The organism is Tenacibaculum sp. HL-MS23 (assembly GCF_032463465.1).
GTDB classification, from domain to species: domain Bacteria; phylum Bacteroidota; class Bacteroidia; order Flavobacteriales; family Flavobacteriaceae; genus Polaribacter; species Polaribacter bernardetii.
Genome location: NZ_CP135989.1, coordinates 534,912 through 548,314 on the forward strand (window position 1 = coordinate 534,912; position 13,403 = coordinate 548,314).

Genomic DNA, 13,403 nt, shown 5'->3' on the forward strand with positions numbered 1-13,403 from the left:
CAGATAAGAGAAAATTAAAATTATATAGAGAACTGAAAAAAAACTTCTCGATATAACTTTATTCATTTCAATCATAAAATTACTCGAAGTGACACCATATTTCATCGACGTCATATTACCAATTCCGTTAAAAAAAACATTTACATATTCGGTAAATGAGGCAGAGTTTTCATTCCTGAAAAAAGGAATGCGAGTAGCTGTTTCTTTTGGTAAAAGTAAAATTTACACTGCTTTGGTGTTTAACATTCATCAAAATGCACCAGAATTATACGAGGCAAAAGACATTCATCAAATTTTAGATGAAAAACCTATTGTAACGGAGCGTCAATTAAAACATTGGGAATGGATTTCTAGTTATTATATGTGTTCTTTAGGAGATGTTTACAGAGCAGCATTACCATCTGCTTTTTTATTGGAAAGTGAAACGATTATTTACAAAAACGAAACTTTTACTGATGAAACAAGTTTAACAGATTCAGAGTTTTTAATTTTTGAAGCACTACAGCATCATTCGCAAATAACTATTCACCAGGTAGCAGATATTTTAGGTAAGAAAACAGTTTTGCCAATTATCGATGGATTGATAAACAAAGAAGCCGCTTTTATTAAAGAGGAAATTTACGAAACATATAAACCGAAATTAGTCAAGTATGTTCGTTTAAATTCGAAATATACTTCAAACGAAGCTTTGCAGAGTTTGTTAGAAGAGCTTTCTAGAGCAAAAAAACAACGAGAAGCTGTACTTACTTATTTTCAATTATCAGTTTCTAAAAAACCAATAAAGAGTAAGGAATTAGAAGATAAATCGGGCACTTCATCAGCAGTTTTAAAAGCATTGGTGGATAAAGAGATTTTCGAGTTTTATGAAATTCAAACAGATCGAATTAATTTTAAAGGTGAAACCAATGAAATAAAAGAACTGAACGAATTTCAGCAGCAATCTTTTAATGAAATAAAAACCTCTTTTGAAACTCAGAATGTAACGCTTTTACACGGAGTTACCGGTTCAGGGAAAACAGAAATATATGTAAAACTGATAAAAGAGGTTATAGCGGAAGGCAAGCAAGTATTGTTTTTATTACCCGAAATAGCTTTAACAACACAAATAATTACGCGTTTACAGCGTTATTTTGGAAGCTTTATATCAGTATTCCACTCAAAATACTCTATGAATGAAAGGGTAGAAGTTTGGAATAACGTGTTAGAGAATAAGCCGAAAGCACAAATAATATTAGGTGCAAGATCATCAGGGTTTTTACCTTTTTCTAACTTAGGGTTAATAGTTGTTGATGAAGAACACGAAAGTTCGTACAAACAATTCGAGCCTTCGCCACGTTATAATGCACGTGATGCAGCGGTAGTTTTAGGTCATTTACATAAAGCAAAAGTATTGTTAGGCTCTGCAACGCCGTCTTTAGAGAGTTATTATAACGCGAAACAAAATAAGTATGGTTTTGTAGAATTAACAAGACGTTTTGGGAATATTCAATTACCAAAAATTGAGTTGATTGATGTAAAAGAAAAACATCGAAAAAAGGAAATGAAAGGTCATTTTTCTGACCGATTGTTAAAAATGATTACGGAGGCGTTAGAAGAAAAAGAACAGGTGATTTTATTTCAAAACCGACGTGGATTTTCACCTGTTGTAGAGTGTACAACCTGTGGTGTTTCTCCCGAATGTCCTAATTGTGATGTAAGTCTAACGTTTCATAAATTCCGCCGAGAATTAAAATGTCATTACTGCCACTATCAACGTTCAATGCCAAATAGTTGCGGTGCTTGTGGTAGCGCAACTCTAGACACGAAAGGTTTTGGAACCGAACAGATTGAATTAGAATTAAAAGAACTTTTTCCGAAGTATAAAATCGGAAGAATGGATTTAGATACGACACGTGGTAAATATGGATATCAAAAAATAATTGGTGCTTTTGAGGCCCAGGAAATTGATATTTTAGTTGGTACACAAATGTTATCGAAAGGATTAGATTTTGAAAACGTATCGTTAGTAGGCGTTTTAAGTGCCGATTCGATGTTGAATTTCCCAGATTTTAGAGCACACGAAAGAGCTTATCAATTAATGGTACAAGTATCGGGTAGGGCAGGACGAAGTAAAAAACAAGGTAAGGTGGCGATACAAACTTATAACCCGTATCATCAAATTTTACAGCAAGTTTCTACCACAAATTATACAGAAATGTATAAGGAACAACTACAAGAACGTTGGCAATTTCAATATCCGCCATATTTTCGATTGATAAAAATTACGTTAAAACACAAAGATTACAATCGTGTAGAAAACGGCGTAAACTGGTTAGCAAAATCATTACAAATTGTTTTTCAGGATAACGTATTGGGTCCAACAGCTCCGGCAGTTTCTCGTGTTCGTAATTTGTATATTAAGATTTTAATTATAAAAATTCCGCCGAAACAATCGTTAGCAAAAACAAAAGAACAGCTGCAAAAGGTGAGAAACACATTTGAAGGTATAAAAGATTTTAGACCTATCCGCTTTATTATTGATGTAGATGCTTATTAAAAATCTCTAATATCAACAATATCTCCGCTTTTTAATTGGTTTTCGGTATCTACTTTGTAAATAGTTTCAGCTACAAATTCAGGCGTATATAATTCGTTATTTTCTTTTAAATCAACAAAACGTTGTAAGCTATTAAAGTCAGCTTTATTAGTATTTCTAATTTCAGATTGCATATTGGTATCTACAACGCCAGGATATATAGCATTACATTTTACACCATTTTCTACTTCAATTTGTTCCGTAGCAATAGCTTTAGTCATCATGTCAATTGCAGCTTTTGACGTGCAGTAAATAGACCAACCTTGATATGGACTTTTCGCAGCTCCGGAAGAAATATTAATAATCTGTTTTTTACAACTTAATTGTTCTGTTATTTTGATAAATAGGCTAGATAGTATAATTGGAGTAGTAGTATTTAACTGAATTGTTTTGGAAATATCGATAGGTTTTAAATTTTCTAGATTAGATATTTTACCTAAACGACCTGCATTATTAATTAAAGTAATAGAGGTGATTTTAAAGTTAAGAAGTTCATTTAAAAGAGCATTAAAAGTATTTTCTGTTTTTTTAAGGTCAGACAAATCTACAGTGATATTAGTGACATTTTCTAAATCAGAAGATGTTCTAGCCAAAGAATATACTTTGTAGTTTTCTGTAGCATATTTATTAGCCAATGCTTTTCCGATTCCTTTGCTACCACCTGTAATAATAATTATATCCATAAAGTAAAAATACAAAATGAAATATTATTATGAGGAAAAATGGTGAAGTAATGTATCACATCAAAAGATTAAATAGTAGCTTAAGAAAGTTTATTTTGTTGATAGAGAGATTGCTTCACTACGTTCAAATGACGAATTTTATATGTCATTACGAGAAAGTATGATGAAGTATTCTTTTTTATTAATTTACAGATTACTTCACTTTGTTTGCAATGACGAATTCTATACGTCATTACGAGGAAGTATGACGAAGTAATCTTTTAACTAGAAAAGCTTAAAGAGAAGTTTAAGAAAGTTTATTTTGTTGAAATAGAGATTGCTTCACTACGTTCAAATGACGAATTTTATATGTCATTACGAGAAAGTATGATGAAGTATTCTTTTTCATCAATTTACAGATTGCTTCACTTCGTTCGCAATGACGAAATTTATATGTCATTACGAGGAAGTATGACGAAGTAATCTTTTAACTAGAAAAGCTTAAAGAGAGAAGTTTAAGAAAGTTTATTTTGTTGAAATAGAGATTGCTTCACTTTGTTCGTAATGACGAATTCTATACGTCATTACGAGGAAGTATGATGAAGTAATCTTTTTCATCAATTTACAGATTGCTTCACTTCGTTCGCCATGACGAAATTTATATGTCATTACGAGGAAGTGTGACGAAGTAATCTTTTTCATCAATTTACAGATTCCTTTACTTTGTTCGAAATGACAAAGTGTTATCTGAAAAATTCTTTCGAATTTTCCCAATGCACATCCATTTCACCTAAAGTCATGTCTGAAAGTTCTTTGCCTTCTTTTTTAGCTGCTGCTTCTAAATATTGAAAACGATTGATAAATTTCTTATTCGTTTTTTCTAAAGCATTTTCGGGATTCACTTTAATAAAACGCGCGTAGTTAATCATAGAAAATAACACATCTCCAAATTCTTTTTCGATGTTTTCTTGATTATTTGCTTTTATTTCTTCGTTTAGCTCAGCTATTTCTTCTTGTACCTTTTTCCAAACTTGTTGTGGTTCTTCCCAATCAAAGCCAACACCAGCAACTTTTTCTTGAATACGACTTGCTTTTACCAACGCAGGTAAACTTTTAGGAACTCCTTCTAAAACCGAAGTTTTACCTTCTTTTAATTTTAGTTTTTCCCAATTCTGTTTTACTTCTTCTTCATTTTTAACTTCAACATCACCATAAATATGTGGGTGGCGGTGAATTAATTTATCAGAAATAGAATTGGCAACATCAGCAATATCAAAAGCTTGTTTTTCGCTACCTATTTTAGCATAAAAGACGATGTGTAATAACACATCGCCTAATTCTTTTTTTATTTCTTGTAAATCATTGTCTAGAATAGCATCTCCTAGTTCGTAAGTTTCTTCAATAGTTAAATGACGGAGACTTTCTAAGGTTTGTTTTTTATCCCACGGACACTTCTCACGAAGTTCATCCATAATATCTAACAAACGGTTAAAGGCGTCTAATTGCTGCTTACGAGTATTCATGATTTATTTTTCTTCTTCTTCGGTAGTTGCTACTTTATCTAAAGAACTAAAGTCAAAATCAGACTGCGCTAAAGTATTATACCATTGAATTACTTTTTTAATGTTAGAAGCATATACACGTTCTTCGTCATAACCTGGTAAAATTTCACTAAAATAAGCCGTTAATTTAGCATTACTTTCTTTGTGAGAAATTCCTTCTTTACCATCTTCTTTATCAGCCATGTTTTTAAGTACAACAGCTAAAGGCACTTCTTCTTCGTATGTATAAATTGCAATGTTTTCTAATAAACTAACATTGTGTGTTGCTGTAATAGGAAAACGCTTTCCATCTACAATAGATCTTACGATTACCCCTGTTTTTGTTTGAGATAAGATTTGAAATAATCCTGGTTTACCAGTAACTGCAATAATTTTATTAAATTCCATATTATAATATTTTTAATGTCTTGATAGACTATTTTCTTTTGGCATTAGGGAAACGCATTCTGTAACCAGCTTGTACTTTTCCTTTTGATATGTTTTCTAATTTCTTTTTGATCAACCTCTTTTTTAATGAAGAAAGTTTGTCGGTGAATAAAACACCATCAATATGATCGTATTCATGCTGAAAAACACGGGCAGCTAAACCGCCTAAAACTTCAGTGTGCTTTTCGAAGTTTTCATCTTGATACTCAATCGTTATTGTTTCTTGACGAAAAACATCTTCACGAACATCAGGAATACTTAAACAACCTTCGCTAAAAGCCCATTCTTCACCTTCTTCTTTAATTATTTTTGCATTTATAAAAACGCGATTAAAGGTTTCTAAAACTTTTCTGTCTTCTTCTGATAAATCTTCATCATCTGCGAAAGGAGAAGCATCAATTAAAAACAAACGAATGTCTTTTCCTATTTGCGGAGCGGCTAAACCTACACCTTGTGCATTATACATTGTTTCTTTCATATCGGCAATTAGTTTTTCTAACTGCGGATACTCTTTATCGATCTCTTTTCCTACTTTACGTAATACGGGATCTCCGTAAGCAACAATGGGTAAAATCATTTTTTAAATTTTTTAAGGATTGCGAAAATACAAAGAATCGTTTGTCTATAAAATTATTTGTTGTACAAATACGACTGTAAAATGATTGTAGCGCTTATTTCGTCTACTAAAGCTTTGTTCTGACGTTGTTTTTTATTCAAACCGCTATCAATCATTGTTTGAAAAGCCATTTTAGAAGTAAAACGTTCATCTTCTCTTTTTATTGAAATAGTAGGGATCGCTTTTGCTAGTTTCTGTAAAAAAGGTAAAATCAAAGCTTCACTTTCACTATCAGAATTGTCCATTTGTTTTGGCTTTCCGATAATAAATAACTCAACATTTTCTTTTTTAATATATTCTTTTAAAAAAGGAATTAACTCTTTGGTACTGATAGTTGTTAACCCTGAGGCAATAATTTGCAATTCATCAGTAACAGCAATACCTGTTCTTTTTTTTCCGAAATCTATGGCTAAAACTCTTCCCAAACTAGTTTGTTTTTATGCAAAAATACAGATTTTAAACATGCTACAAGCATCTGTTTAAAAAATGTATCTTCGCATTATATTGAATTAGAGGTTTTATATTTGTAGAAAATTATAGAAATGACAGAATTACAAGATATTATAGAAAAAGCATGGAATGACCGTGATTTATTAAAAGAAGAAAACACGATTAATGCGATTAGAAAAGTTGTTGATTTATTAGATGCTGGTGAGTTACGTGTAGCAAAACCAACTGATAATGGGTGGCAAGTAAATGAATGGGTTAAAAAAGCGGTTGTGTTATATTTCCCTATTCAAAAAATGGAAACTTTGGAAGCTGGTATTTTTGAGTATCATGATAAAATTCCGTTAAAAAGAAATTATAAAGAAAGAGGAATAAGAGTTGTTCCAAATGCAGTTGCAAGACACGGTGCTTATATTTCTGCAGGAACTATTTTAATGCCAAGTTATGTAAATATTGGTGCTTATGTAGATGAAGGTACAATGGTGGATACATGGGCAACAGTAGGTTCTTGTGCACAAATTGGTAAAAATGTACATTTATCAGGTGGAGTAGGTATTGGAGGAGTTTTAGAGCCTTTACAAGCAGCACCAGTAATTATAGAAGATGGCGCTTTTATAGGTTCTCGTTGTATTGTTGTTGAAGGAGTTAGAGTTGAAAAGGAAGCTGTTTTAGGAGCAAACGTTGTATTGACAATGAGTACTAAAATTATTGATGTTACTGGTGATGAACCTGTCGAAATGAAAGGTGTAGTTCCTGCTCGCTCAGTAGTAATTCCAGGTAGTTATACCAAAAAATTTGCAGCAGGAGAATATCAAGTTCCTTGTGCTCTAATAATTGGTAAGCGTAAAGAAAGTACTAATAAAAAAACTTCGTTAAATGATGCTCTTAGGGAGTATGATGTAGCGGTGTAATTTTAAACAAATAGCTTTACATATTTATTTCAGATAAATATTATGGTTGCAAAATTAATTAACATTTAGAAGAGGGAATTTAATTCATAAAATGAAATCTATTTTTTTTATAAGAACGTCGCTTGAAATGTTAGGAGCAATTGAGGCACGGAAACAATTCGGGGTAATTGATACTTTACTAATAATTAAATCTGATAGAAGACAAGATAGCACAATAAATTTTTTAATAAAAAAATCGGAAGGCTGGAATAATATAATAAGAACTAAAAAAAAGACTTCTTACGGAATTTCTTGGCTTAAATTAGTTAAGAAACTGAATAAAGAAAAGTATAAATATTTATTCACTCGTGCATTTCCAATAGCATCTTATTTTGTTAATAATCTAAATTATGAAAAACTATATATTTTAGACGATGGTGCCGCGACTATTGCTATTGCAAAGGAATATAAAAATACAGGAAATTTAACGAAGCGATTTTCTTTATTTAAAGGGAAAAATAAAGTTGGATTTAAATATGATTTAGTTCAAAAAATTTATGCTTCAAATAAGATAAAAATTGATGAGGATGTAACCGACGTTAATTTCTTCACGTTCTATAATTTACCTGATTATGAAAATAATGAATATGTTCAGAATAATTTTACTTGGTTACATTCGTTAAAAAATAATTCTAAAAAAGAGAATAGCAATAAAGTCTATCTTATAGGAACAGCTGTTGTGGATAGTAAAATTTTACTTTTTGAAGATTATTTTACGACTTTAAAAAGGATTTCAGAATTTTATAAAGATAAAGAGATTGTATATGTTCCTCATAAAAGAGAAGATAGTAAGGAATTAAAGACTTTAGAAAAGGAGCTTAATTTTAACATTCGAAGAAATAAGTTTAATATAGAGTTAGACTTCTTGTTAAATAATGAATTTCCAACGCATGTTACTGGTACTATTAGTACTGCTTTAATTATTTTAAAAGGTATATATAAAGAATCAGAGATAGACTTTTTTAACTTCGATGACTCTAAAATTATTGAAAATAAAAAGAAAGTGATAATAGATGTTTATAAGTATCAAGAAAAATATATTAATTATAACAGATTAAATTATTAGAAATTACAATCTTTATAACAAAAATAAAACCATCTTTCATAATTTTAAAATGAAAAATGGTTTTATTTTTTATATTAAAAATTAGATTAATTTATTGGAAACATTTTTTGTTTAAAGCTGTTCCTTTTTCAAAATCATTATTAAATTTTTTACCTAAAATTTCATTGTAATATTTTGGATGCAATCCGAAACCTGGCCTAACAGAACGAATATTTTCTTCAGAAAGAATATCTCCTTTTTTTACATCTGAAGTAATATATAAAGAGCGAGAAAATTCTCTACCACTTTTCATCTTGTCAGTTAGCTGATAACTAATTTCTCCACTAGCTTTTTCGGCTGATCTAACAGCTTCTACCATTTGAGTAAATTCGGTTTCATCTAATGAAAAAGAAGCATCTGGTCCTCCAATTTCTTTATTTAATATAAAATGTTTTTCAATGACTGTAGCTCCTAAGGTAACAGCAACAACAGGGGTTACAATTCCCATAGTATGATCAGAAAGTCCAGATTTCACATTAAAACGTTCTTTTAAATCTTTTATCATTACCAAATTAGCTTCTTCAATAGGAGCAGGGTAAGAAGAAGTGCATTTTAATAATGTAATATCATTATTTCCAATATTTCTACACGTATCAACTGCTAACTGAATATCTTCATCTGTTGCAATTCCTGTAGAAATGATAATAGGTTTCATTGTTCTTGCAGCATATTCAATTAATGGAATATCAGTAATTTCGAATGAAGCTATTTTATAAATTGGGTTATCTAAAGATTCTAATAAATCTACTGCAGTTTTGTCAAAAGGAGAAGAAAAAACAATAAGACCTTCCTCTCTAGCTACTTTATATAAATCTTCAAACCATTCCCAAGGAGTATATGCTTGTTGATATAAATCATGCAAAAACATTCCGTCCCAAATGGTACCTTGTTTTAATTTGAAATCGTTTTTTTTAGAATCTAAAGTAATGGTATCGGCAGTATATGTTTGAAATTTAATAGCATCTGCACCAGCTCTTTTAGCTGCTTTAATAGTTTCTATGGCAATTTCTTTACTTCCGTTATGGTTTGCTGATAATTCAGCTATTATAAAACATTTATCTGATGGAATCATCTCTTTTCTAATTTATAAACATAACTGTCTATGTTGTTGATTTTTTCTTGTTTATAGTAGTTGTATCCTGCTTTTTCAAAAGACTTTACAGAAGCAACATTTTCTTTTTTTATGTAAGCCAAAATAGGCTTTTTAAATTCTTTAAAGTATTTTTTTGCAGCTTCAATTAATAATATTTGAGCTAATTTTTTGCCTCTAAAATTTTTATCAAGAGTAATTCCTATGGTACTATTTTCTTCCATTATATCAAATCGAATTAAACCAACAGATTGATTATTTTTGATTCCTATTAATAAAAGAGAGTTATTGTCTTTAATTTTGTTCGTAAACCATTTTTTGTGCTCTGAAAAACTAATTTCTTTTGATTGATAAGAATTTTGACGAGTTAAAGTGTCGTTAGACCAATCAAATAATAAGCGAACATCATTTTTATTGACCTTTCTAATATCTATTTTATAATTTATCTTAGAATGAATAATTACATCTTTAAACTCATTATCATAAAAACAGTGATCTTTTAAAACAGCCTCTTTACGATAGTTACTTTCTTGTAAAGCATTGTATAAATTGGGTCTTAAGTCAAAAGCATATGTAAATACCTTATGGAAATTTAATTCATCAAAAGCAACTTTTTCAATGAGTTCTAAATAAGTTTTCCAGTGGAAATTAAAAGACTCTTTTTCTAAAGAGGTGTCCATTATAAATGAGATCTCTGCATTTTTATCAATCCAATTAATATGAACTAAACCACCATAACCTATACATTGATTACCTTTTAAATAAGAAAATAAAATCTGATTTGGTTTTACTTCTTCAAATAGTTTTGAAACTATGTTTTTAAAATAATAATCTTGATCCTCTTCCGTAAGTTTTTTTGCTTGTCGTAAATGATACATTTGTTCATTACGCCATTCCATTATCTTGTTTTTGTCTTCAAAACGGATAGGAACAATAGAAAAATCATCTTTTATAAAAGAGTTATTTTCTAAAATGATGTAATTGTTTTTTTTATTTTTCAAGAGCAAGTTGATATTTTATTTCTGCCAATTTCCAATCTGTTTCTGTGTCAATATCTTGGGCATTTAATTCATTTATTTCAATAATTCCTGAATTGTCAGTCCATAATTTTCCTTTTTCTAAAGCTGTTTCTGGTTTAAAAAAGTAAAACTGTCCCACATCGTGGTAAGCTACTTCTAAATCTTGTGACCTACTATTTAAATGTTCTGGTTGAAACATTTCCATTTTACCGTTCTCATCTAAAACTTTTAAAGCTCTTTGTATAGGGAAACCGAAGCGGATTGCAGGAAAAACAGTATCAAAATTATTAGCTACTAATTGTTGATGTGCATTTATTAATAAGTCACTCGTTACAAAAGGAGCTGTTGCATAAATACAACATGCTGTTTCTATAAAAGTATTTTCTTTTTTATACCAGTTTAAAACTTCGTTAATTACATCAAATGTAGTTGCAAAATCATTAGAATTTTTTTTACTTCTTTTAAAAGGTATTGTTGCTCCGTATTGCTTCGCTATTTTTGCAATTTCATCGTCATCAGTAGAAACAATAACTTCATCAAATAAATTACTATTTATAGCAGCTTCTATTGAATATGCAATAATAGGTTCTCCTAAAAAGGTTTTAATATTTTTCTTAGGAATCCGTTTACTTCCGCCACGTGCAGGTATAATAGCAATTCTACTCATTAATAAATTCTAAAACTTTATCGATTACAAATTGTTGTTCCTTATTGGTTAAACTAGGAAACATAGGTAGACTAATACACCTTGAATAATAATTTTCAGCATTTGATAAATTAGCAGTACTATAATCGATATTTTGATAGTAAGGTAATTTGTGAACTGGTATATAATGTATTTGAGCAAAAATAGAATGACTTCTTAAGAAATCGTATAATTCTTTTCTCTTATCTACTTCAATAATAAATAGGTGATGTGCATTATAGCTTTTATTTGGTAATTCTTGGAATTTAATTTTTCCTTGAAAAGCTTTTTTATAAGTATCTGAGATTTCATTTCTACGAATTACACCAGCTTCATTTTTCGCTAACTGAGTAATTCCTAAAGCTGACTGAAAATCAGTTAATCTATAATTAAAACCCAACTCTTGCATTTCGTAAAACCAATCACCATGATTTTCTGTCATGTTTTCTTTGGTAATTCCGTGAGTTCTAAGTAAAGATAATTTTTTATAGGTTTCTTCTGAATTTGTAGTTAACATTCCACCCTCACCACAAGCAATATGTTTTACAGGATGAAATGAAAATACACCTATATTAGCATAGTTCCCATTTCCGCACTTTTGTATTGTATTGTTAGTGTCTTTAAAATAAGCACCAGGAGCATGACAGGCATCTTCAATAAGCCATAAATCATACTTATCTGCTAACTTTTTGAAGTCTTGAAGATTAACAGGTAAACCAGCAAAGTCAACAGGAATTATTCCTTTAAAGAATCCTTTAGGCTTACTTTCAATTAATTTACGCACACTTTCTATTGATAATAAATAAGTGTCAGGATCAATATCTGCAAACCATACTTCACCATTCGCAAAACGGACACAATTTGCGGACGCAGCAAATGTTATAGGTGTTGTAATAACGCGATCTCCTTTTTTTAAACCCATCGCTAAAACTGATAAATGTAAACCAGAAGTAGCGTTATTTACAGCTAAAGCATATTTAGAACCTACATAAGTAGCAAACTTTTCTTCAAATTCTTTAACTTTTGGCCCTTGAGTTAAAAAGTCCGCTTGTAAAGTTGTTACAACGGCATCAATATCATCTTGTTGTATGTTTTGTCGTCCATAAGGAATTTTAAAAACCATTATTATATATTAAAGTTAGGATCTACATGTTCTTTAACCAATTCTCTTAAGCTCTCTATAGTTTCCCATTCTGTATTGTTATTTGAATCGTAAGAGAAACCTTTTGGCACATTTGTACCATTAAAAGCCTTTTTATATTCATCTAAAGTATAAGAAGAGTAAGGAGAGTTTTGAGGTAAAATAGCGTAATATTTTCCTAAATCTAATGTAGTAAAAGAGTCAGATGAAGTAATCATTTCTTCGTGTAATTTTTCACCAGGTCGTATTCCTACAATTTTCTGCTCTAATTCAGGAGCAATAGCTGTTGCTACATCTACGATATTATAAGAAGGTATTTTAGGAACAAAAACTTCTCCTCCCCAAGCTTTTTCAATAGCATAAAAAACCATTTCACATCCGTCCTGTAACGATATGTTAAAACGAGTCATGTCAGCATCTGTAATAGGTAGAAAAGTTGATCCACTTTTCTTTTTATTTAAGAAAAAAGGCATAACAGAACCATTTGATCCCATTACATTACCATACCTAACTACTGAAAACTTAATATCTCTTTTTCCTTTAATATTGTTAGCAGCAATAAATAATTTATCTGAAGTTAATTTTGTTGCTCCATATAAGTTTATGGGAGCTGCAGCTTTATCTGTTGACAAGGCAACAACATTTTTAACACCACATTTTAACGCAGCATCAATAACATTTTCAGCACCATTAATATTAGTTTTAATACATTCCATTGGGTTGTATTCTGCTAAATGAACATGTTTCATAGCTGCAGCATGAATGATAATATCTATATCTTCAAAAGCGCTTTCTAATCTTTTTACATCTCTTACATCTCCTATAAAATAGCGAATTTGTGGGTATTCTGTTTCAGGAAATTCCTGAGCCATCTGAAAATGTTTTTGTTCATCTCTAGATAATATTACAAGACGTTTTACAGCTGGAAATCTACTTAAAATTAATTTAGTAAACATTTTACCAAATGATCCTGTACCACCAGTAATTAAAATAGATTGGTTATTTAAGTTTAGCATAAAATTTTTGATTCAAAATATAAATATGATAGTTTGTAAAAATACATATTTTATAACTTTTATGTATCTTCTATTTAATAAATAGTAAAAGGAATTTTTGTATGGCATA

General features: G+C 30.1%; 13 protein-coding genes. 3 read left to right on the forward strand and 10 right to left on the reverse strand.

The annotated features are described in order from the left end of the window. Positions 1-88 precede the first annotated feature (88 nt). Positions 89-2,536 carry a primosomal protein N' gene (gene priA / locus RRF68_RS02415; RefSeq protein ID WP_315944874.1) on the forward strand — a complete coding sequence of 816 codons (2,448 nt, stop codon included), beginning with the start codon at positions 89-91 and terminating at the stop codon, positions 2,534-2,536. Here the strand turns inward: priA and RRF68_RS02420 are convergent. The 5 genes from RRF68_RS02420 to ruvX form a co-directional block, all read right to left on the reverse strand. After that, complete coding sequence (locus tag RRF68_RS02420; protein ID WP_315944875.1) at positions 2,533-3,258, reverse strand: SDR family NAD(P)-dependent oxidoreductase; 726 nt, start codon at positions 3,256-3,258, stop codon at positions 2,533-2,535. The genes priA and RRF68_RS02420 overlap by 4 nt on opposite strands. Positions 3,259-3,980: 722 nt before the next feature. Then, a complete protein-coding gene (gene mazG, locus RRF68_RS02425; RefSeq protein WP_315944876.1) occupies positions 3,981-4,760 on the reverse strand; it encodes a nucleoside triphosphate pyrophosphohydrolase in 780 nt (259 codons plus the stop codon). A gap of 3 nt (positions 4,761-4,763) precedes the next feature. Beyond that, positions 4,764-5,186 (reverse strand): DUF5606 domain-containing protein, encoded by a 423-nt coding sequence (locus RRF68_RS02430; protein WP_315944877.1) that lies wholly within the window; start codon positions 5,184-5,186, stop codon positions 4,764-4,766. 28 nt (positions 5,187-5,214) lie between these two features. Continuing rightward, positions 5,215-5,802 (reverse strand): peptide deformylase, encoded by a 588-nt coding sequence (gene def / locus RRF68_RS02435; RefSeq protein ID WP_218772599.1) that lies wholly within the window; start codon positions 5,800-5,802, stop codon positions 5,215-5,217. 53 nt (positions 5,803-5,855) lie between these two features. After that, a complete protein-coding gene (gene ruvX / locus RRF68_RS02440) occupies positions 5,856-6,266 on the reverse strand; it encodes a Holliday junction resolvase RuvX (RefSeq protein WP_218772598.1) in 411 nt (136 codons plus the stop codon). Between the two features lie 117 nt (positions 6,267-6,383). Here ruvX and RRF68_RS02445 point away from each other — a divergent pair, with 117 nt between their 5' ends. Both RRF68_RS02445 and RRF68_RS02450 read left to right on the forward strand, forming a co-directional pair. Further along, the gene (locus tag RRF68_RS02445) at positions 6,384-7,199 is read left to right on the forward strand and encodes a 2,3,4,5-tetrahydropyridine-2,6-dicarboxylate N-succinyltransferase (RefSeq protein ID WP_315944878.1); all 816 of its coding nucleotides are present in this window, start codon (positions 6,384-6,386) and stop codon (positions 7,197-7,199) included. Between the two features lie 91 nt (positions 7,200-7,290). Beyond that, a complete protein-coding gene (locus RRF68_RS02450; RefSeq protein ID WP_315944879.1) occupies positions 7,291-8,304 on the forward strand; it encodes a hypothetical protein in 1,014 nt (337 codons plus the stop codon). A gap of 91 nt (positions 8,305-8,395) precedes the next feature. Here RRF68_RS02450 and pseI read toward each other — a convergent pair whose 3' ends face one another. The 5 genes from pseI to pseB are packed head-to-tail and all read right to left on the reverse strand — an operon-like array spanning position 8,396 to position 13,294. Further along, on the reverse strand, positions 8,396-9,415 hold the full coding sequence (gene pseI / locus RRF68_RS02455; protein ID WP_315944880.1) for a pseudaminic acid synthase: 1,020 nt from the start codon (positions 9,413-9,415) through the stop codon (positions 8,396-8,398). Then, the gene (locus RRF68_RS02460) at positions 9,412-10,434 is read right to left on the reverse strand and encodes a GNAT family N-acetyltransferase (protein ID WP_218772594.1); all 1,023 of its coding nucleotides are present in this window, start codon (positions 10,432-10,434) and stop codon (positions 9,412-9,414) included. The genes pseI and RRF68_RS02460 overlap by 4 nt, the downstream gene beginning before the upstream one ends. Next, positions 10,424-11,119 (reverse strand): pseudaminic acid cytidylyltransferase, encoded by a 696-nt coding sequence (gene pseF, locus RRF68_RS02465; protein WP_218772593.1) that lies wholly within the window; start codon positions 11,117-11,119, stop codon positions 10,424-10,426. Before pseF ends, RRF68_RS02460 begins: the two co-directional genes overlap by 11 nt. Further along, positions 11,112-12,260, reverse strand: coding sequence for a UDP-4-amino-4,6-dideoxy-N-acetyl-beta-L-altrosamine transaminase (gene pseC, locus RRF68_RS02470; protein WP_218772592.1), 1,149 nt, complete (start codon positions 12,258-12,260; stop codon positions 11,112-11,114). Before pseC ends, pseF begins: the two co-directional genes overlap by 8 nt. A 2-nt stretch (positions 12,261-12,262) precedes the next feature. After that, on the reverse strand, positions 12,263-13,294 hold the full coding sequence (pseB, locus tag RRF68_RS02475) for a UDP-N-acetylglucosamine 4,6-dehydratase (inverting) (protein WP_218772591.1): 1,032 nt from the start codon (positions 13,292-13,294) through the stop codon (positions 12,263-12,265). Positions 13,295-13,403: the final 109 nt, after the last annotated feature.